Raw genomic sequence first — 20858 nt, 5'->3', positions numbered from 1 at the left:
GGGCCACGGGCCGCTGCGGGACTACCCCGCGGCGGCCCTTGCCTTTTCCAGCGCTTGCGCAATGTCGGCATCGTCGGGCTGAGCCTCGGCAGCGCGCTTCAACTGTGCAAGCGCGCGAGGTAGCTGCACCCCGCCTTCCAACCGGGCAAGCCCCGCCACATAAAGGTATTGGGGCGCATCGCTGACGGCCACCGCACGATCCGCATAGGCAATCGCCAGCGCGGTCTGCCTCATTTGCGTGCACACGAACGCCAGCCGCGCCAGGACTTCGGGATCTTCGCGGGTGCCCAGCAGAGTGCGATAGACGCCAAGCGCCACATCCCACTGCCCGGCAGTCAAAGCCGCTTCCCCCTTCGCCACCAGCGCCTCGGTCCGGGCAAGCTGCGCAGGCTCGGTCCTTCGGGCCAGGGCATCGGCCTGTGGGGCGCCGACCGCCTTTGCCGCACGCGATGCCGGGCGGAGCACGTCTCCTGCGGCCAACGCTCCGGCGGCCAGCGGCTGCAGTACAGACCATGCGCCCGGCGCATCGCCTGTGGCCAGCCGCGCCTCGCCCAACAGCAGCAGCGCGTCGCGGTTGTCCGGCTGCATCAGCACGGCACGACCTGCCAGCATCCGTGCTTGCCCCGGCTGTCCCAGGTTGAGCAAGGCCCGTCCATACGTCAGCGCCGCTTCCGATCCCGGCTCCAACTGGGATTCGCGGGTCTGCAGCATGTTGCGGATGTCCTTCCACCGCTTGCGCCCGGCCAGCACGCGCAGCCGCATTGCAGCGACGGTTTCATTGTCGGGATCGATGGTCTGCGCCTTGTCGAGCAATGGCTCGACATCGTCGAAACGCCCCGCCGCGCCATATAGGTCCGCCAGCGCGAGCATGGGCGGCACGCGGTCGGGGTAGGCGTCCACCGCCTTTTGGAAAGCTACCATGGCAGCGTCCGTCTGCCCGCGCGCCACAGCCAGATCGCCCGCCAGCACCAGCGTCTGGTAAGCGCCGGGATCGCGCGCCTGCATGCCGCGCAGGACTTGTGCAGTACGATCGAGTTCACCGGCCTTCAGCAGGAACCGCGCGTACTGCGCCGCCACATCGGCACCGCCCCCGGCATCGAGCGCGTTCTGGAAGGCCTTGCGGGCCGCGTCGCTGTCACCCTGCGCAAGATACGCCTCCGCCTGGATGGCGGAGCTCTCGGCGGAAGTATCCCGGGCGAGCAGTCGCAGAGCCTCCGCTGCCTTGCCGCGCTGCAACGCGATCCTTGCGCGCAGCCGCAACGCCTGCGGGGAACCCGCGTCCTTACCCAGCCGCGAAAGCACCCGTTCGGCCCCGTCCACATCGCCCTGCTGCAGATGCGCCTGCGCCAGCAGCATCACAATGCGCGCATCACCCGGAGCACTGCGCAACGCCTCCGCCAGACGATAACGCGCTTCCTGCGCGTTGCCCGCCCCCAGATCCTGGCGCGCCTTGGCCAGCACAGTATCCGGGCTGTCGCCGCAGGACGCCAGGGCGAGAGCCGCAAGAGGAAGGAGTACCGGGGCAAGACGCTTCATGAGTGCGCTCTATAGGCCAAGACCTGAAATTTCCGTCAACCGCGCGCAATGCCGATGCCGCGATGCTGGTAAACCTGCGCGTACGCGGCTATGGGCGCCCCATTCACCTTGGCGTGTGGCCAAGCAGTATTCGGAGTTTTTGATGGGTTTCCGTTGCGGAATCGTGGGTCTGCCCAATGTCGGCAAGTCGACCTTGTTCAATGCGCTGACCGAGACGCAGGCGGCGCAGGCGGCCAACTATCCGTTCTGCACGATCGAGCCGAACGTCGGCCAGGTCGGTGTGCCCGATACGCGGCTTGACACGCTGGCGCAGATCGCCGGCTCCGCCAAGGTCATCCCGACGCAGCTGTCCTTCGTGGACATCGCCGGGCTGGTACGCGGCGCATCTAAGGGCGAAGGGCTGGGCAACCAGTTCCTCGGCAACATCCGCGAAGTGGACGCCATCATCCACGTCCTGCGCTGCTTCGAGAACGATGACATCCAGCATGTAGACAACAAGGTCGATCCGATCGCCGATGCCGATACGGTGGAGACCGAACTGCTGCTCTCCGACCTCGAAAGCCTGGAAAAGCGCGTCCCCGCCGCCCAGAAGAAGGCGACGCAGGGCGACAAGGAAGCAAAGATCGTCGCCTCGGTGCTGGGCCAGGCGCTGGACCTGCTGCGCGACGGCAAGCCCGCCCGCCTCACCCAGCCCAGGGACGAGGACGAAGCACGCGTGTTCGCACAGGCGCAGCTTATCACCGCCAAGCCGGTGCTCTACGTCTGCAACGTCGAGGAAGAAGCCGCTGCGGAAGGCAACGCCTTCTCGGCCCGCGTGTTCGAAAAGGCGAAGGCCGAAGGCGCCAGCGCCGTCATCGTCTCCGCCGCGATCGAGGCTGAACTGACCGGCATGGAGCCGGAGGACCGCATGGTCTTCCTTGAGGAGATGGGCCTTGCCGAAGCGGGTCTGGCCCGCATCATCCGTGCCGGCTACGACCTTTTGGAACTGCTGACCTTCTTTACCGTCGGCCCCAAGGAAGCGCGCGCCTGGACCGTGCACAAGGGCGCCAAGGCTCCTGAAGCGGCGGGTACGATCCACTCCGACATGCAGCGCGGCTTCATCCGCGCCGAAACCATCGCCTACGCCGACTTCGTCGCCTGCAAGGGCGAGGCCGGCGCGAAGGAAGCGGGCAAGTTCCGCCAGGAAGGCAAGGAATACGTCGTCGCCGACGGCGATGTGATGCACTTCCGCTTCAACGTCTGATTATGCGATCCGGGGCGGGGTGAAGACGCGGCGCGTCATTCCCCCTCCTCGAACGCGGCGATGATCGGGCATGGGCCGGTCTTGCCGCCCGCGCACTCTTTCGCCAACCGGCGCAGCGACGCGCGCGCCCGTTCGAGCCGGGTGATCTCCGCATCGAGATGCGCGATCCGCGTCGCCGCCATGGCGCGCGCCCGCGCCCGGTCTTCGCTGGCGTCCAGGTCCAGCAACTCGGCGATCTCATGCAGGATGAACCCCGCATCCTTGGCCGCGCGCACGAACCGCAAGCGGCGCACGTCATCTTCGCCGTAATGCCGCTGCCCACGCGATCCGGCGCTGCGGGCCGGCCGCGGATCGTGCAGCAATCCCCTGCGCTGGTAGAACCGCACCGTCTCGACACCGACGCCCCCTGCGCGCGCGAGTTCGGAAATCGTCAGGGCCATGCTTGACTCCGTACCATGGTACGGAAGTTATAGACCCGGCATGAGCAATGACCAGTCCCTCACTCATCCTTCGGACAAAACAGCCGTCCTCTACCGCATGGTCATGGACAAGCACGTCTGTCCCTTCGGCCTGAAATCGAAGCACCTGCTGAAAAGCCGGGGCTATAAGGTGGAAGACCACTGGCTGACGACTCGCACTGAAGTCGATGCCTTCAAGGCCGCGCACGACGTTGCCACCACGCCCCAGACCTTCATCGACGGCCGACGGATCGGCGGACATACCGATCTGCTGCGCTTCTTCGGCAAGGACAAGGATCCTGCAAAGCTGACATATGGCCCCGTGCTGTGGGTCTTCGCCACTGCTGCGGCCATCGCATTGGTGGCAAGCCGGGTCACGCTGGGCAGCGTGTTCACCGTGCAGGCGGCAGAATGGTTCGTGGCCTTCTCGATGATGCTGCTCGCCATGCTCAAGCTACAGGACATCGATAAATTCTCGTCGATGTTCCTGGGCTATGACCTGCTGGCCCGACGCTGGGTGCCCTATGCCTACGCCTATCCGTTTCTGGAGTGGAGCACGGGCGCCCTGATGGCGGCAGGCGTGTTGCCATGGCTGTCGATCCCGGTGGCACTGGTGATCGGCGGCATCGGTACAGCCTCCGTCTACTACGCAGTCTACGTGCAGAAACGCGAACTGAAGTGCGCCTGCGTCGGCGGGTCGGGCAACGTGCCGCTGGGGTTCGTGTCGCTGCTGGAGAATATGTTGATGGTCGCCATGGCGGTGTGGATGCTGGTCCGCCCCGTCATGGCGTGAACGTCACTCCCTGCAGCGCATCGTCCCGTCGGCCTGGAAGGCGACGCGCTCCTGCGAGTCGTGAACGATCAGGCGTGCCGGCCAGATCGACTGGTCGCTGGCGGTTCCCGCATCGGGCTGGCGTATGATATCCACCCAACTGGATAGCCCGACGTATGTGGTGCGCGCTCCGCCCGGCAGATCGGCGCTGAGGCTGCGCGCGGAGAACCGCTTGAGATCACCGGCCACCCGCATGAACCCTTCGTCGCGCGTGGCGATGAACAGCGGCTCGGTGGACTTGCCTTTGCTGAAGGTGCAGCCCGGCTTGTCCAGTCCATAGCGGTCTATATCGACGGAGGTGATGGCGATCGGCAGGATGGGCTTGAACGGTTCCTTGCTCATCTTCTCGACCATCGCGATGTCGCGGGCGTCATCGGCGGCCTTTTCGGCAGGGCTTTCCCTGTTGCAGCCTGCCAGAACGACAAGCGCAGCCAGCACGATCACATGTTTTTGCATCATTTCCGCCCAAACAGTTTTTCTATGTCCTGATGGGCAAGCTTAACCCACGTGGGGCGGCCATGGTTGCATTGGCCGGAACGCGGCGTTCGCTCCATTTCGCGCAGCAGTGCGTTCATCTCCGCCACCGAGAGCGCGCGCCCGGCACGGACCGAGCCGTGGCAGGCCATCGTCGCCAGAACGAGGTCCAGCTTCTCGCCCAGCAGCAGCGCATCGCCGTTACGTGCAAGATCGTCGGCCACATCCTGCACCAGCGCGGCGACATCGCTTTTGGAGAGGACGGAGGGCACCGCGCGCACGAGCATGGCGGCGGGGCCGAACCGTTCCAGCACCAGCCCGTGACGCGCGAGATCGGCCAGCTTGTCCTCCAGCGCGTCGCAGGCGACTTCCTCCAGTTCGACGACTTCGGGCAACAGCAGCGCCTGCGACCGGTTCATCGCCTCCTCTGCACCCGCGGCCTTGAGCCTTTCAAGGACGAGACGTTCGTGCGCGGCATGCTGGTCGACGATCACGAGCCCGTCTTCCGCCTCCGCGACGATATAGGTGCCTGCCACCTGCCCGCGCGCCACGCCCAATGGATAGCGCAGCGCCTCGGCATCCGCCTGCTCCGCCACTTCCGCTCGCGCGGCAGGCTGAGCCATGACGTCCGCTTCGTAAGAGCGCCATGCCTCGCCCGCCTCCGACACGCGAGACGGCCGGTAGTTCGTGGAAGGCGTGGAATATTCGCGCGCGAACAGCGAGCCAATGGACGGCGCGGGCGCAATGGACGGCGTCACTGACGGCGCTACCGGCTCCACCTGCCACATGTTCATGGCTGAGGACTGCGGCGGCTGCGCGCTCTTCTGGCCTGCACCTTCCAGCGCATGGCGCAGCGCGCCCACCAGGAAGCCGCGCACGAATGCGGGATCGCGAAAGCGCACCTCGGTCTTGGCGGGATGGACGTTGACGTCCACTTCTTCGGGCGGAATGTCGAGGAACAGCGCCAGCACAGCATGGCGGTCGCGCGCCAGCATGTCCGAATAGGCCCCGCGCACCGCGCCGACGAGCAGCTTGTCGCGCACCGGACGGCCATTAACGAACAGGTACTGGTGGTCGGCGACACCGCGGTTGTAGGTGGGCAGTCCGGCCACCCCGGTGAGCCGTGCAGTTTCCCGCTCCGCTTCGATGATGACGCCGTCTTCGGCCAGTTCGCGCGCAACCAGACGGGCGACCCGCGCCGCCAGTTCCTCACGCGGCTGCACGGACAGGACGCGCCGCCCGTCATGCTCCATGGTGAAGCCGACATCGGGCCGCGCCATGGCCAGCCGGCGGACGACATCGAGGCAGGCGGCATATTCGGAGCGCGGCGTGCGCAGGAACTTGCGACGTGCCGGAACCTTCCCGAACAGATCCTCCACCCGGATGCGGGTGCCCGGCGGAAGGGCAGCAGGCGCGTCCTGCGCCACGGCGCCGTGATCGACCACGCGCTTCCACCCCTCAGTCGCGTCGTGGGGACGGCTTTCTATGGTAAGTCGCGCCACCGACCCGATCGAGGGCAGCGCCTCGCCGCGAAAACCCAGCGTCGCCACCAGTTCGATCGCCTCGTCCGGCAGCTTGGAGGTGGCGTGCCGCTCCAGCGCCAGCGCGATTTCTTCGGGGCGCATGCCGCAGCCGTCGTCGGTGACCTCGATCATGTCGAGCCCGCCTGACGCCAGTCGCACCGTTATCTCGGTGGAACCGGCATCGATCGCGTTCTCCACCAGTTCCTTGAGCGCGGAAGCCGGTCGCTCCACCACTTCGCCCGCTGCAATCCGGTTGACGAGATGTTCGGGCAGGCGGCGGATCGTTGGCATCGTGTTCCTCGAAATTCATCGTGCGGGTAGGTGTCCACAGCGACGATGCACGGCATTGGCCTGCAAAACGGAACCTAGCGATGAACCGCCGTCAATTCGAGACGGACGACGGTCGTTTCCCCCCGGAATCAGGAACAAAATTTTGGCCTTTCGCGAATCGATGGGCTAAGGCGTCCCCTCCTACCCGCAACCCCCTGTCGCGGTTGTCGAGGATGATTCGGCAAGCGATTGGTAAGAAACGGATTTTAGATGGCCGGCCCCTTCTCGCGATTCTTCAAACTCGGCTCCCAGAACATGGCGATCGATCTCGGCACGGCCAATACGCTGGTCTACGTGCAGGATCGCGGCATCGTCCTGAACGAGCCTTCGGTCGTCGCGATCGAAACGATGAACGGCGTTAAGAAGGTCAAGGCCGTTGGCGATGACGCCAAGATGATGATGGGCAAGACGCCCGACAACATCGAAGCCATCCGCCCGCTGCGCGACGGCGTGATCGCCGACATCGAAATCGCGGAAGAGATGATCAAGCACTTCATCCGCAAGGTGCACGGATCGAAGAGCCTGTTCCGCTATCCCAAGATCGTGATCTGCGTGCCCTCAGGCTCCACTTCGGTCGAACGCCGCGCGATCCGCGATGCGGCCAGCAACGCCGGCGCCAGCCAGGTGTTCCTGATCCTGGAACCGATGGCCGCAGCGATCGGTGCCGACATGCCCGTCACCGAGCCGGTCGGCTCGATGGTGGTCGACATCGGCGGCGGCACCACCGAAGTCGCGGTGCTGTCGCTGCGGGGCCTCGCCTACACCACCTCGGTGCGCGTGGGCGGTGACAAGATGGACGAATCGATCGTTTCCTACGTGCGCCGTCACCACAACCTGCTGATCGGCGACGCCACGGCGGAACGCATCAAGAAGGACTACGGCATCGCCGTCATGCCCGCAGACGGCATCGGCGAGACGATCCACATCAAGGGCCGCGACCTCGTCAACGGCGTCCCCAAGGAAATCACCATCACCCAGGCGAACATCGCCGAGGCGCTGGCGGAACCGATCGGCCAGATCATCGAGGGCGTGCGCATCGCGCTGGAAAACACCGCGCCCGAACTGGCTGCAGACATCGTCGATCAGGGCATCGTGCTCACTGGCGGCGGCGCGCTGATCCAGGGTCTGGACGATTACCTGCGTGAGGAAACCGGCCTGCCCGTCAGCGTTGCCGAAGATCCGCTGTCCTGCGTCGCGCTTGGCACCGGCCGCGCGATGGAGGATCCGATCTACAACGGCGTCCTGATGTCGGCCTGATCGGCTGAAAAGCGGGAGTTGCGGGCTGACAGTCGGCGCGGAACTCCCTTACAGGCGCGGCGGAGTTCCTGATCGGACCGCCGCGTGGGAATGACAGGAGTGCATGGCGCATGGCACCGCCAGCCAATCGGCGCTCCGGCTTTTCGCGCAGGGCGCAGTACACGACGTTCTTCCACTATGCTGCCGGCGTGCTTGGCGCAGTGGTGGGGCTTGCCCTGCTGGTGGTGTCGATCGTCAATCCCGGTGCGTTTTCGATGTTGCGCGGCGCGGCGGCGGACGTGACCGAAGCGCCTGCGCAGGCGTCTTCGGGTGGCAGACGCATCGGCAAGGATTTCCTTGGCGAGATCGGCGGCTTCTTCCAGACCGGTCGTGAACGCGTGCGCCTCGAACGCGAACTGGCCGAAGCCAAGGTCCGCCTCGCAAAGGCGCAGGCGACCGAGGACGAAAACCGCCGGCTCAAGGGCCTGCTTGGCCTGCGCCAGGACGACAATCAGCCGGTCGCCTATGCCCGTCTGGTCAGTTCCACCGGTGCCAGCGTACGTCGCTTCGCCACGCTGGGCGCAGGCGCCGACAAGGGCGTGGTCAAGGGCATGCCGATCCGCTCTCAACTGGGGCTGCTGGGCCGCGTTCTCGAAGTGGGTGCGTCCAGTTCCCGCGTCCTGCTGATCACCGACACCGAAAGCGTCGTGCCGGTGCGCCGTGCAAAGGACGGCATTCCCGCTTTTGCGCAGGGGCATGGCGACGGCACGATCCGCATCCGCCTGGTCAACCTTGGTCTCAACCCGCTGCGCAAGGGCGATGTCATGGTGACGTCCGGTTCAGGCGGCCTCTATCGTCCCGGCACACCGCTGGCGGTCATCACCGAACTGCTGCGCGATGGCGCAGTGGCACGCGTGCTGAGCAACCCGTCGGACACTGACTACGTCATGGTCGAACGGACCTGGGCGCCCCCGCCGCCTCCGCCGCCTTCCGAACCCCAGCCCGGAGCGCAGTGAGCGTGACATTGCTGTCCGGCAACGACACGGTCGTCAGGCAGAGGATCAATCGGCGCCCGTCGCGGATGATCGCGAACGCCTTGCCCTGGCTGGTGGTCATGCTGGGATCGCTGACGCCGGGCTGGCTGCTGATCGCCTCGGCCCCCGTCCTGCCGCCGATGGGCTTCCTGATCTTCGTCGCGTGGCGTCAGCTGCGCCCCGGCCTGCTGCCGATGTGGGCCGGCCTGCCGCTGGGCCTTTTCGACGACCTGTTCTCCGGATCTCCTTTCGGCACCGCCGCCCTGCTCTGGTCGGTGTCGACGATCGTGCTCGACAATGTCGAGGCGCGATTGCCCTGGCGCAACTTCCTGACCGAGTGGCTGGTGGCGATCGGGCTCATCATCGCCTATATTGTGCTGTGCCTTGGCGTCGCGAACGTCGCCGGAGCATCCGCCCCGCTTCAAGTCATCGTGCCGCAGGTGGTGATTTCCGTGATAGTCTACCCGCTCGTCGGACGCTTCGTGGCCCTGATGGACCGCGTTCGCCTGACCCCGTTCCTGGTCATGCGATGAAGTTCAATTTCCGGCGCCTTATCCGTGCGCCGCACGTCACGACCGGCACCCTGCGCAACAGCTTCGACCGCCGTACCATCATCGTCGGTGGCATTCAGGGCGGCATCGGCTGCCTGCTGGCCGCTCGCATGACGTATCTGTCGGTTTTCGAGAACGAGAAATACAAGCTCAAGGCCGAAAGCAATCGCGTCAACCTGTCGCTGATGCCGCCGCGCCGTGGCTGGATCCTCGACCGCCATGGGCAGCCGCTGGCATCCAACCGCGCGGACTTTCGTGTCGACATCATTCCAGAGCGAATGACCGATGCCGACCGCACCATCGCCGAACTGGGCAAGCTGCTGTCACTGTCGCCCATCGCGATGCAGGACTTGCAGGACAAGCTGGACCGTTCGCACGGTTTCCAGCCGGTCGAAGTCGCCTCGCGCCTCGACTGGGAGCGGTTCGCCGCCGTCAGCGTGCGGCTCCCGGACCTGCCCGGCGTGGTCACTCAGCGCGGCTATTCGCGCTTCTACCCCGGTGGTCCCAACGTCGGCCACCTGATCGGCTACGTCGGCGCCGCTTCGGCCGAAGAGTACGAGAAGGACCACGATCCGGTGCTGCTGACCCCCGGCTACAAGCTGGGCAAGGACGCGCTGGAAAAGTTCTACGAGAAGGATTTGCGCGGTACGCCGGGCGCCCGTCGCGTGGAAGTCACTGCCTCGGGTCGCATCGTGCGTGACCTCGACACACGTGAGGACATTCCCGGCAAGACCGTCAAGCTGACCATCGACGGCCAGATTCAGGACTACGCCGCCCGCCGCATCGGTCTGGAATCCGCCGCAGTCGTAGTGATGGACTGCCAGACCGGCGATGTGCTGGCGATGTGCTCGATGCCCAGTTTCGACCCCAACAGCTTTTCCGACGGCATCGGTCGTCTCGAATGGAAGATGCTGTCTGACGACGACCACGTGCCGCTGCGCAACAAGGTTCTGCGAGGCCTTTATCCACCCGGCTCGACGGTGAAGCCGATGGTCGGCCTGTCGTTCCTCGAAGCGGGGCTGGACCCCAACGAATCTGTGTTCTGCGGAGGTGGCCTGCGCGTCGGCAACCGCGTGTTCCACTGCTGGAACCGGCGGGGGCACGGTCAGGTCAACATGGCCAAGGGCATCTACCAGAGTTGCGACGTCTACTTCTATCACTTCGCCCAGCGCATCGGCATGGACCCGATCGCGGCGATGGCGCACCGGCTGGGGCTGGGAGCGGAGTTTCCGCTTCCGGTCGCCGGACAGTCCTATGGCACGGTGCCCGATCCGGCCTGGAAGCTGCGCAAGTACAAGAAGGAATGGCAGACTTTCGACACCGTCAACGCGACGATCGGCCAGGGCTATTTCCTCGTCAATCCGCTGCAACAGGCGGTGCAGGTATCGCGCATCGCCAGCGGGCGCCTCATCATGCCGCGCCTGCTGCACGGGCACGAGCATGAGCCGCAGTCTTCGCTGGGCATTCCGGACGAGCACCTTGCCTATGTTCGGCAGGCTATGTCAGACGTCGCCAACGGCCCCGGTTCCGCGCCCCACGCGCGGATGCCGCTGACCGACGTCAAGCTGGCGGGCAAGACGGGGACCGCCCAGGTCGTCGGCCTCAATGTCGGCAACGGCAAGGGCGGCCTGTGGAAGCATCGCGACCATGGCCACTTCATCTGCTTCGCGCCGGTCGACAATCCGCGCTATGCGTGTTCCGTCATCGTCGAACACGGTGGCGGTTCGGGCGCGGCATATCCGATCGCACGCGACGTCATGACCTACATCTTCGACAAGGAGAAGGGCATGGAAATCCTGACCGGCCTTGAAAAGACCTGGGGTGGCACGCCCAAGGAGCGCCTTGACGCCCGCTACCGCGCCTACTCGGCGCAGTACGGCGTGGGTGCGCCCAAGGTCTCTCCCGAGGAAGAAAGCCGCCGGTTGCAGGGCGCGGAGCAGCCGGACGAGCCGCGTCAGGCTATCAGCGAGGCTGCTTCTCCTGCCCCCGAGCCTGACGAACGCCCTGCCGCTGCCACTGCTGCGCCCGCCGCTCCGGCAACGCCTGCCGCCCCGACCAGCCCCACCCCCGGCACAGGATCGCCGCAATGAGCCGCTCCATCGTTCCGGAAGCCATCTCCCGCCAGCCATGGCAGATGCTGATCCCGCTCTGTACGCTGGTCGCGCTGGGTGCGGCGGTGCTCGATTCTGCGGCGGGCGGCGATCTGAAGCGGTACGCGCTCAGCCATGTCGTGCGCTTCTGCGTGTTCCTGGTCATGGCGATGGTTATCGCGCGTGTGAACCGCAACCTGTTCCGCAGCCTTGCCTACCCGGTCTATGGAACGATCCTGTTGCTGCTGGTGCTGGTCGAACTGATCGGCGCAGTCGGGGGCGGCAGCCAGCGCTGGCTGAACCTCGGCTTCATGTCTCTGCAGCCGTCCGAGCTGATGAAACCCGCGATCGTGCTGGTGCTTGCCCGCTTCTACGAAACGCTCCCGCACGCGATGACCGCCAGCTGGCGGGGACTGGTGCCTGCGGGCGTCCTGATCGGAGTGCCCGCGCTGTTCGTGCTGATCCAGCCTGACCTAGGCACCGCGACGGCAGTGTGCTTCGGCGGCGTGGTGACAATGTTCCTGGCCGGGTTGCCCCTGTGGTGGTTCCTGAGCGCAGGCGGCGCGCTGATGGTGTTTGCACCGATCGCCTTCTTCACCCTGCTGCACGACTACCAGCGCAACCGCGTGCTGGTGTTCATGGACCCGGAGAACGATCCGCTGGGCACCGGATACCACATCACCCAGTCCAAGATCGCGATCGGTTCGGGCGGCATCTTCGGCAAGGGCTTCGGCAACGGCACGCAAAGCCATCTGCAGTACCTGCCTGAACCGCATACCGACTTCGTCTTCGCCACCATGTCCGAGGAATGGGGACTGATGGGCGGGCTGTTCGTGCTGGTCGTCTTCACCATCGTCATCGGCTGGGGCATGGGGGTGGCACGCCGCGCACCGGACCGCTTCTCCAGCCTGCTGGCTGCGGGCATGACCGCGACAATGTTCTTCTACGTGATGATCAACCTGATGATGGTCATGGGACTGGCACCCGTGGTCGGCATCCCCCTGCCCTTCATGAGCCATGGCGGCACCTCGATGCTCACCAACATGATCTGCCTGGGCACCATCATGGCGGTAAATCGTTGGAATCAGGGCAGAGGGTCATTGTCCTGAAACTTTTTCAAGTTTTCGCTTCCAATCCGAAAATCTGCCGTTATAGGGGCCTCTCCGCCGCCGAGAGGCGGGGCCGCAAGGCCCTCCCGGACAGGTAGCGTGGACGCATAGCTCAGTTGGTAGAGCAGCTGACTCTTAATCAGCGGGTCCTTGGTTCGAGCCCAAGTGCGTCCACCATACCTTTCTTACGGAGACCCTGTGGGGACGCATAGCTCAGTTGGTAGAGCAGCTGACTCTTAATCAGCGGGTCCTTGGTTCGAGCCCAAGTGCGTCCACCACCACCTTCTCCTGCGGATACCCGTGGGGACGCATAGCTCAGTTGGTAGAGCAGCTGACTCTTAATCAGCGGGTCCTTGGTTCGAGCCCAAGTGCGTCCACCATTTCCAGCGATTTTCGAAATTCGGTACTGGGTGGGGCCGCGATAGGCGCTTGCACCACGGTACCTTTCAGACTCCCCACCGTCGAGCGCATCGTCGTGCGCTACGATCGGTCGCTTACGGGTTCCCCGCCCGTGCGAACGGCATCAGCAGCCGTGCGACTTGTCCGGATCGTGGGGCCAACCATGGCCACCGCCGTGGCCCCAGCCGTGGCCCTTGCCAGGTTTGCCCCAGCCGTTACCGGGCTTGCCCCAGCCATGACCCTTGCCGGGTTTGCCCCAGCCATTGCCACGGCCCCAGTTGTGGCCGCTTCCGCGAGGATTGTGCAGGCCATTGAGAAGCCCTCGCGAGCCGTGACCGGACTGCCAGCCCTTGCCGGCAGGAGAACTGACATAGGATTGCCCCGCACGCGTTCCCGCGTAGGCCTCCCCGGCGGAAAGTGTAGCTGCAGTCGTGATGATCGTTGCCAATGCAATACGCATCTTCATCGGACTTCACCCTTTTGCTTCGTTCGTCGACTGCCGCCGTGATCGCTCATCGAAATCGGCGGGTGCCGACCGGGCAAAAGTGCACTCTAAGGGATAATATGGTCATTCTATTAGGGATGAGTTGTGCCAGATGACGGGCCGCCCACTGGGTAACATGGATTAGCTGACGATCACCGGAGCCCTTTGAAAGTCCGGCTGAAAAGCATCCGGACCCTTGCAGGAACGATGTTACCGAAAAGGTCGAATCACCTGAATTGCCGGCGGATGCCGATCAGCAGGGGACGGAGCCGACGCGTATGGCGATGCCGTATGTTGCCGCAAGGTCATCTATCACGGCACGCGTCAGGGCGCTTTGAAACTCGACGCCGACGCAATCTCCGCTGATCCAGCGCACTTGCGCCTTCAAAGGGCGAAAGCCGGTGATCCGCAGTTGGACGATGTCGCCCACCTCGAAGTTCCCGGCGCTACCGATGATGCTGCAGCCACCTTGGGATATGTCGCCGAGTTCCACGGAGAACACATGCCAGCTGGATTTGCGACAGCGTGCCTGCAGCAGCACCTCGCGCCGCGGTGCCAGCCTGTCGCCATTGTCATTGGTAACCATCACGCCCCGCCAAACCGATAATTCGGAGAGGTACCTAGCGGGATGAAAGTAAACCCCGGGTTTCAGTTGGCGGCGTTTTCTTCGGCGGAATCATCCTCGGCCGGCGCAGAACCGGCGATCTGCGCGTCGATGCGCTTGGCGCGATCGACGATGGTCCGGTTCGCGGTATCGTAGCGTTCCTCGAACGTCGCCTCGCGCTTGCAACCGCCCAGCAGGGCCGCAAGCGCGAGGATCGTGGCTATGCCGGCGCGCATCAGTAGTCCTTCTTGATGCGCACGTTCAGGCTGTTGACGCCCGAGCCGCCGGCCTGGCTCAGCACCGAAAGCCACTTGGTGACGCTGACTTCCAGCTGCGTGGCGGTGAACCCGCGCGCGTCGGTGATCAGCTCGACGTAGATATCGTCGGTCAGGTACTGGCCAGCCGCAACCGCGGTGCCGCGCCCACTCGCCTCGTCGGGGCCGAGGATGCGCAGACGGTCGATGCCCGCTGCCGAGCGCAAGGTGCCCAGCGGGTTCAGCCCGCCGCCCGTGCCCCGCAGAGAGTTGAGCGACGACGCCAGTTGCACCGCCTGGAGTGCCGACAGGTTCGCGATCGAACTGCCGAACAGGATGCGCGAGAGCACCTCGTCGTCCGGCAGGCTGGGCGAGGACGAAAAATCGATCTGCGGATTGAAGGCCTGCCCGGTGACGTTGATGTTGACGGTCACGTCCTCGATGTCGTCGGTCGCGGTGATCTTGACCGTGGGATCGATGGTCTTGCCACCGGTGAAGGACACCAGACCGTCGCTCAGCTCGAACGAGCGGCCTGCGAAGCCCAGCGTGCCGCGCACCAGTTCCACCTCACCCGACAGCGAAGGTGCAGCCGTGGTGCCGTTGATGCGGAAATCGGCGCTCCATTCCGACTCCAGTCCCATTCCCGAGACGTAGAGCTTCTCCGGTGCCCGCAGATGCAGGTCGAGACGGATCAGCGCAAAGGCGCTGGCGGCAGTGGGCGCCGGTTCGTCGCCGGTGATGCGCTTGGGCCCGAGGGGCGGCTTGAAGCGCACGCCGGTCAGGCGCGGAATCTGCGCCGCGCCTTCGCGCACGATCTGGTAGCGGGTTTCCGGCAGGCGGATCTCGCCCGACAGCAGCGCGGGTTCGCCCGCCGCCTTGGTCAGGTGCAGGTTGCCCGTCGCCGTCGCCGAGAGCGCGTCGCTGCGGGCCAGGCGCGCGCGGTCCAGCTTGACGTTGAGGTCCATGGGATAGCCCGCATCGGCGGCGAGGCTCACCCGCCCGCTGGCGCTGACGTTGCCATCGCCCGCCTTGGCGGTGAGCGAGGTCAGCTCCAGCGTGTTGCCGCTGAACTTGCCCGACAGCGCCATGCGGCTGAGGCGGGTGCCGTAGGCCTGGTTCTCATAGACCATGTCGCGGCCCTGCACGACGCCATTGATGCACGGATCGGAGACGCGGCACGAGAAGTCCGCCGCCAGCCCGATCGGCCCCGTCAGCGTCTGGCCCGAAAGGCCCGCGAACGAGAACAGCGTATCGGCAGGCCCGTTGTAGCGGATACCGCCGCCCAGCGGGGCCTCCATCAGCCGCGTTGCCCAAGGTCCATTGCCTGCGGGAAGCGGCTTGAGGCTGGCCTGCATCCGCCCGATCACCGTGCCCCGGCGACGGAACACCATGCGCGCCTCGCCGCCGTCCGCCAGCAGCTTGCCGACGAGATTGACGTCGATCCCCTGACTGACGGCAGCGGAACTGGTCCGGGTGAAGTTGGTCAGGCTGAGCCGGGCATCGGCGCGCGGGAAGGCAGTGGCGGTGGCCTGCTCGAAATCAAGACTGCCGCTCACCTTGCCACCGATGCCGTAGCCGGGCGCAAAGGCATTGAGGATCGCCAGATCGACGCCTTCCATGCGGCTCTGCAGCTTCATGCCTTCGCCGTATTTGCCCGCAACCTTCAGGCTGCCGCCACCGAAGCCGATGTTGGTGGGCAGGAGTTCGTACGTGCCGTCCCGAGGCAGAATACGCGCAGGCGTGGTCGTCTTGACATCCAGCCCGCGCACCCTGCCCTGCAACGCCACGCGCCACAGTTCAGGCTGAAGATCGGCATTGACGCCGAGGCGGAACGGCACGCCGCTGACACCTTCGACCAGACCTTTCGCCTTGCCGCGCCCGTCGCGATAATCGACGATGAAGCGGGCAGCGGCCAGATCGAGCGCACCCAGGTTCATCCCTGCGATCTGCGCGTCGGCAACAACGTAGGGCTGATCGTAGAGCACGGCCCGCCCGTCGATGATGGCAGAACCGATCGCGAGTTTGGCCGGGCCGTCGAAGATGGCGTTCCTGGCGCGCAGGTTGAAGTCGGCGGCCTGATACTTGCCCTCTGCATCGAGCCGGACAATGCCGCCGATACCGTTGCCGTTGGCGGTCAACTGACCGGCGAATGGGCCGGACGGTGTCTGGACGATCCGACCTGCGAAATCGACGCCGGACAGGTTCGCCTTGTTGATCTGCACCGAAGTCGCCTTGCCAAGCCCCAGCGTGACATCGGCGGTCAGCGGGCCGTAGTCGGTGTCGGCCTTGGCATCGAGCCGATAGCCGGTGCCGCCGCCTTCGATTCGGGCACCCCGGATGCGCGCGTCGAGATTGGCAAGACCGATGCCGAGGCCGGGCTTTTCGGCGGTGATGTGCGCATCGGGATTGGCGATGGTGCCCGTGACGCGCACGCCCAGCTTGCCGTACTGCTTCGACGATCCGTTCGCGGCCAGCGCGATGCGCCCATCCGGCGACCAGCTGCCGCGCCCGCCCGTCACTGTCAGCAGCGGCGCGTTCATACGTGCGTTGGAGAAGTGCACCACCCCGTCCGACCCGTACTTCACGTTGGACGATGCGGAGAAGTTGCCGCCCAGATATGTCTGTAGGCTGTCGTTCAGCAGCTTGGTCGAGCGGGCGCGCACCGTGCCCTGCAATGCAAAGCCCTGGCCCTCGGTCTTGAGGTCCATGTCGGTGCGGATGTTGAAGATCCCCACGCTGTCGACGCGGTAGTTGTCGATCTTGCCGTCGATCGCGCCGGTGTAGAGGCCCTTGCTCATGTCGGCGACGAGGATCAGCCCGGCATCGATACGGTCAGAGCGAAGGCGCATGTTGTCAGACAGGATGCGCGGCCCTTCGATGGCAAGATCGCCGTTGAGGGTGACGTTGTCGAGCTTGCCACCCGCCACGCTGTCCAGCCCGGTGATGCGACTGACGCGCGCTGCAACCGGGATCATGATATGCCCGGCATCAACCTTCGCTGCGCCCTTGGCCGAAAGGTTATCCAGCCCCATGTCGTTCATCACGATGCGCCTTGCGGCGATCTCGTAGTTGACCGAAGGAGTGGTGAAGGCGCCGTCAAGCGCAAGGTTGGCGGTAAGCCCGGCACCGCTCAGGTTCTCGGCGATGGCCGAGGGCTTGAGCAGCATGAACGCCAGCCGCAGATCCTTGAAGCGGCTCTCGCCCAGATCGACCTGCCCGGTGGGCGTCAGCCTGAAGGCATCGCTGGAGATCAGGCCCGAAACGTTGGCGCGGCGCTTGTCGAACGCAGCGGTGACGTCGAGGTTGGTGATCGGCCCCAACAGGTTCGCGGTCGGCCCGGTGAACAGCCGCGCGACCTGCGTCGGCCCCTTGACCGTGAACGTGCCGTTGCGGGCGGTCAGCGCCAGTCTGGCCAGTTCGCCCCGCCCGAGATTGGCGTTGAGGTTGCCGTTCCATGCCGCCCAGTCGCCCTTGCCCGAAAGCTTGAGGTTGACCGGCTGGGTAAAGCCCATCAGCCCGGCGATAAGCCCCCCCCGCGGCGCGTCCATGTCGACGTCGAGGCCGAGGCGATTGCGTTCCGGCACCGCGTCGAGGCTGGCGGTGAAGCGGTCGCCGCCGCCCTTGCCCTCGACGGCGATCGTGCCCCCCTCGGCGCTTACCTGCGCACGTCCATCCGCGATATGCGCACGGCCAGCCACGGTCATGATGCGGCGCACGCCCGATACCGGCGGTTCGGCGATGAAGCGGTCGATGCGCAGCGTGCCGACGTCAATGTCGAGGTCGGGCAGCAGCGGCGCGTCGCTGGGCGGGGTTTCCCGGAAATGCGGTGTGCGACGCAGAACCACGCGCTGGGCGGCGGCGCTGCGGACATCCACGTGATTGTCGAGGTAGGCGAACGGACGCCAGTCAACGCGGATTTCGGGCGAATAGAGAAACTCACCCTTCGGATCGCGCACGGACAGGCCGCGCAGGATCATCTTGCCGTACAGCGACCCGTCGATACGCGCCACGGTGATCCGCATGCCGTTCTGAAATTCCAGCGCGGCGATCTGATCGGCCACGAAACGACGGCCCGGCCCGGTGTTGATGCCCAGCACGACGGCGATCAGGAACGCCGCCACGCCCAGCACCACGAAAGCAATGGTCTTGAGCGCCCTTACCCGGACCGCGTGCCAGCGCGAGCGGCGCGCGGGCGCGATCTCTGCTTCGTGTTCAACCTGCGCGTCCACGCCGCCCCCGTTGTCCTCGCCAGCCATCAGAACGCCTGCCCGATCGATACGTAGATATTCAGCCTCGCTTCGCCCGGTCGCCGGTTGATCGGCGTCGCCACATCAAGGCGCATGGGTCCGAAATTGGTATAGAAACGTCCACCGATGCCCACGCCGTAACGCAAGTCGTTGAACTGCGGCATCGTCTCACGATACGCCTGACCCGCATCGACGAAGGCGACCACGCCGTAGTTGCCGAAACGGTAGCGCGCTTCCACCGAACCCTCGTTGAGGCTGCGTCCGCCCACGGGGTTGCCGTCCGGTGCCTGCTCGCCAAGTGCCTGATACGCATAGCCGCGAACCGACCCGCCGCCGCCTGCATAGAGCCTGCGCGATGGCGCGATGTCGAACAGTCCGGCGCCCTGGATGGTGCCCAGCCTGACGCGCCCTGCCAGCACGAAGCTGTCTCCAAGCGGTACGTAAGTCGATGCATCCAGCCGCGCGCGCACGTAAGGGTCAAAGCCGCCGCGCACGGTCGCTTCAGGCTGGACCAGCGCCGTCAGGCGGTAACCCTTGGTCGGGTTGAGCAGGTCGTCCGAGGTGTCGAACCCGACCTGCCCGTTCAGTCCGGCGACGTAGTAAGTGCGTCGCTTGCGCCCGCCGGTTGCAGCATCGTAGTCGGTTTCCGCCGTGCCCAGCATCTCGACGCCGAACGCATAGGTATAGCGCTTCTGCCAGATTGGCGTGGAATCGCGGGCGATGCGCGCGGCGATGCGTCCGGTGTAGGCGCTGTAGGCATCGTAATCGTTGTGGAACGCTTCGGCCACCAGCTCGAACGTGCGGTCGCGCTTGCCTGCGTTGGAACGGCGGAACGTGACGCCCGCCCCCTGCTGGCGCGTACCGGCAATGGCGTGAGCGATAAGCGCACCTTCGGGCGGGAACATGTTGCGATGGGTCCACGTAGCCTGCGCCGTTATGCCCTCGCCAGCGGCGTAACCGACAGACCCGGCGATGGTGCGCGGCGGCCCGGCATCCTGCTTGACGTGAAGGTTGACGTACTGCGTCCCGTCTCCCGCATCCTCGCCACTCTTCTGTGGCTCGACCGAGACGGATGAAAACAGGCTGGTCGCGACGAGCGCCTTGCGCAAGTCATCCACCTTCCGGCTGTCGTACAGTTCCCCGCGCTTGAAGCGGGCCAGCACCTGGACGTGATCGGCGTCGAAGGCCAGATCCCCATCGGTGGTGAACCCGCCGAAGCGACCGCGCGGACCGACCGTGATCGGCAGGGTGTAGACGCCGGTGCCCTCGTCCTGATCGAGCAGGATGTCGCGATCGCCCAGTTCCGCGAACGGATACCCGTTCTCCGGCAGCGCAACCGCCACGCGGGCTTCGGCGCCCTGCACCCGCTCCGCCACGATGGGTTCGCCCACCTTGAGCGGGAAATTGTCGGCAATCAGCGTAGACGGAACGGTGGGATCGGCCTTCACGTTTATCTCCGAGAAGGCATAGCGCTTGCCCGGATTGACCTGGATCACGGCGTTCAGCGTGGGATCCTGCGCATCGCTAGGCGGGTCCATGCGGGTGCGGACTTGCGGGCTGTACCAGCCTTCGGACGCCAGCACCGTCTCCATCAACTGGCTGTCTTCGGTGAGCCGAGCAGCTACCATGGCGGTGTTGGCCGCCTTGCCATTGCCCTTTTTCAATGCGGATGCGGAGTTGAACACGCTGGCAAGGTCGCTGTCGGTTTCCTTGTCGGCCAGTTCCAGCCCCTTGAGCTGCAGGCGATAACGGACCTGGACGTCCTTTTCGTCATCCGCGTTGTCTTCAGCGATCTGAACGGGCGTAACCTCGAACTGGTCGATGGGCGGCAGCGGTGCGGTAAGTTCGGCATCGCGCACCGGCGCATCGCCGATTTCCTCCGTCGTGTCGCCATCGGCCAGCGCGGGATCGCCCGCCGGGGCCGCCTGCCCCGCTTCGGGCTTCGCGCCGGACTGTTCCGCGGCCATGCGCCGCTCAAAGGCGTCGATCGATTCCAGCGGCTTGTCGAGTTCCGGATCCTGCGCATTGTCGAGCGCCGGAACCGAGGAATTGAATTCATCGTCGGCAATGATGGGATCGACCTGCGGAAGCGGCGGCTCGGCAGGCAGCGCGGGGACGGCAACCTTCCCGGCTTCCACGTCATCGTCCGTGGCAGGTGCAGAGGGCGTTGCAGGGAAAGTACCCGAGGAAGGCGTCGTATCTACCTGTCCGCTCTTGCCGGCCTGCGCCGTTGCCTGCTGCGGCGACATTGCCGCCAGCATGAGCGCGCAAGCGACCGCTCCACTTGCGCATCCATGGCGCAGCGCCAGGGAACGATACGCCCGGTGGTCGATTAGCTTGAACATGGACACCCCGACGAATCACCCCATTCTCGAACCGGCACGCCCGGCCCCTCCTGAACATGCCTATCGCATTGCAACAGCGAAAGTTCCCTAGTTTACACAAAGAGGTGCC

The 20858-nt window shown here is 65.4% G+C and carries 16 protein-coding genes and 3 tRNA genes; 10 read left to right on the top strand and 9 right to left on the bottom strand.

Annotated elements, in window-relative coordinates:
* Positions 1–21 precede the first annotated feature (21 nt).
* A complete protein-coding gene (locus GGR40_RS02915) occupies positions 22–1536 on the bottom strand; it encodes a tetratricopeptide repeat protein (protein WP_429274689.1) in 1515 nt (504 codons plus the stop codon).
* Positions 1537–1678: 142 nt separating this feature from the next.
* Between GGR40_RS02915 and ychF the strand changes: the two genes are divergently transcribed.
* The gene (ychF, locus tag GGR40_RS02910) at positions 1679–2779 is read left to right on the top strand and encodes a redox-regulated ATPase YchF (RefSeq protein ID WP_429274688.1); all 1101 of its coding nucleotides are present in this window, start codon (positions 1679–1681) and stop codon (positions 2777–2779) included.
* A gap of 35 nt (positions 2780–2814) precedes the next feature.
* Here ychF and GGR40_RS02905 read toward each other — a convergent pair whose 3' ends face one another.
* Positions 2815–3219, bottom strand: coding sequence for a MerR family transcriptional regulator (locus GGR40_RS02905; protein ID WP_429274687.1), 405 nt, complete (start codon positions 3217–3219; stop codon positions 2815–2817).
* Between the two features lie 40 nt (positions 3220–3259).
* Between GGR40_RS02905 and GGR40_RS02900 the strand changes: the two genes are divergently transcribed.
* Positions 3260–4030, top strand: a complete 771-nt coding sequence (locus GGR40_RS02900; RefSeq protein WP_429274686.1) for a MauE/DoxX family redox-associated membrane protein — start codon at positions 3260–3262, stop codon at positions 4028–4030.
* A 3-nt stretch (positions 4031–4033) separates the two neighbouring features.
* Here the strand turns inward: GGR40_RS02900 and GGR40_RS02895 are convergent, their stop codons facing one another.
* Both GGR40_RS02895 and mutL read right to left on the bottom strand, forming a co-directional pair.
* Positions 4034–4528, bottom strand: coding sequence for a hypothetical protein (locus GGR40_RS02895; protein ID WP_429274685.1), 495 nt, complete (start codon positions 4526–4528; stop codon positions 4034–4036).
* Positions 4525–6357 carry a DNA mismatch repair endonuclease MutL gene (gene mutL, locus GGR40_RS02890; protein ID WP_429274684.1) on the bottom strand — a complete coding sequence of 611 codons (1833 nt, stop codon included), beginning with the start codon at positions 6355–6357 and terminating at the stop codon, positions 4525–4527. The genes GGR40_RS02895 and mutL overlap by 4 nt, the downstream gene beginning before the upstream one ends.
* Before the next feature lie 249 nt (positions 6358–6606).
* Here mutL and GGR40_RS02885 point away from each other — a divergent pair, with 249 nt between their 5' ends.
* From GGR40_RS02885 to GGR40_RS02850, 8 genes are all read left to right on the top strand, one after another.
* Entirely contained in the window at positions 6607–7653 is a 1047-nt protein-coding gene (locus GGR40_RS02885) for a rod shape-determining protein (RefSeq protein WP_429274683.1), read from the top strand.
* A 110-nt stretch (positions 7654–7763) separates the two neighbouring features.
* Entirely contained in the window at positions 7764–8648 is an 885-nt protein-coding gene (gene mreC, locus GGR40_RS02880) for a rod shape-determining protein MreC (protein ID WP_429274682.1), read from the top strand.
* A 2-nt stretch (positions 8649–8650) separates the two neighbouring features.
* Positions 8651–9199 (top strand): rod shape-determining protein MreD, encoded by a 549-nt coding sequence (gene mreD / locus GGR40_RS02875; RefSeq protein ID WP_429274681.1) that lies wholly within the window; start codon positions 8651–8653, stop codon positions 9197–9199.
* Entirely contained in the window at positions 9196–11307 is a 2112-nt protein-coding gene (gene mrdA / locus GGR40_RS02870) for a penicillin-binding protein 2 (RefSeq protein ID WP_429274680.1), read from the top strand. Before mreD ends, mrdA begins: the two co-directional genes overlap by 4 nt.
* The gene (gene rodA, locus GGR40_RS02865) at positions 11304–12416 is read left to right on the top strand and encodes a rod shape-determining protein RodA (protein ID WP_429274679.1); all 1113 of its coding nucleotides are present in this window, start codon (positions 11304–11306) and stop codon (positions 12414–12416) included. The genes mrdA and rodA overlap by 4 nt, the downstream gene beginning before the upstream one ends.
* Positions 12417–12517: 101 nt before the next feature.
* Positions 12518–12593 (top strand) — tRNA-Lys (locus tag GGR40_RS02860).
* A 25-nt stretch (positions 12594–12618) separates the two neighbouring features.
* Positions 12619–12694 (top strand) — tRNA-Lys (locus tag GGR40_RS02855).
* Positions 12695–12720: 26 nt separating this feature from the next.
* A tRNA-Lys gene (locus GGR40_RS02850) sits at positions 12721–12796 on the top strand.
* 143 nt (positions 12797–12939) lie between these two features.
* On the opposite strand, the gene GGR40_RS02845 is transcribed toward GGR40_RS02850, so the two are convergent.
* The 5 genes from GGR40_RS02845 to GGR40_RS02825 all read right to left on the bottom strand — a co-directional run bounded on the left by GGR40_RS02845 (position 12940) and on the right by GGR40_RS02825 (position 20665).
* Positions 12940–13281: a hypothetical protein gene (locus GGR40_RS02845; protein ID WP_429274678.1), complete on the bottom strand. Its 342-nt coding sequence runs from the start codon at positions 13279–13281 to the stop codon at positions 12940–12942.
* 271 nt (positions 13282–13552) lie between these two features.
* A complete protein-coding gene (locus GGR40_RS02840; RefSeq protein ID WP_429274677.1) occupies positions 13553–13885 on the bottom strand; it encodes a PilZ domain-containing protein in 333 nt (110 codons plus the stop codon).
* Positions 13886–13947: 62 nt separating this feature from the next.
* The gene (locus GGR40_RS02835) at positions 13948–14139 is read right to left on the bottom strand and encodes a hypothetical protein (RefSeq protein ID WP_429274676.1); all 192 of its coding nucleotides are present in this window, start codon (positions 14137–14139) and stop codon (positions 13948–13950) included.
* Entirely contained in the window at positions 14139–18413 is a 4275-nt protein-coding gene (locus GGR40_RS02830; RefSeq protein WP_429274675.1) for a translocation/assembly module TamB domain-containing protein, read from the bottom strand. The genes GGR40_RS02835 and GGR40_RS02830 overlap by 1 nt, the downstream gene beginning before the upstream one ends.
* A complete protein-coding gene (locus GGR40_RS02825) occupies positions 18413–20665 on the bottom strand; it encodes an autotransporter assembly complex protein TamA (RefSeq protein WP_429274674.1) in 2253 nt (750 codons plus the stop codon). The genes GGR40_RS02830 and GGR40_RS02825 overlap by 1 nt, the downstream gene beginning before the upstream one ends.
* Between the last annotated feature and the right edge of the window lie 193 nt (positions 20666–20858).

Source organism: Novosphingobium gossypii (genome assembly GCF_050433305.1).
Classification (GTDB): Bacteria; Pseudomonadota; Alphaproteobacteria; order Sphingomonadales; family Sphingomonadaceae; genus Novosphingobium; species Novosphingobium gossypii.
This window is presented reverse-complemented; position numbering and strand designations above follow the sequence as displayed.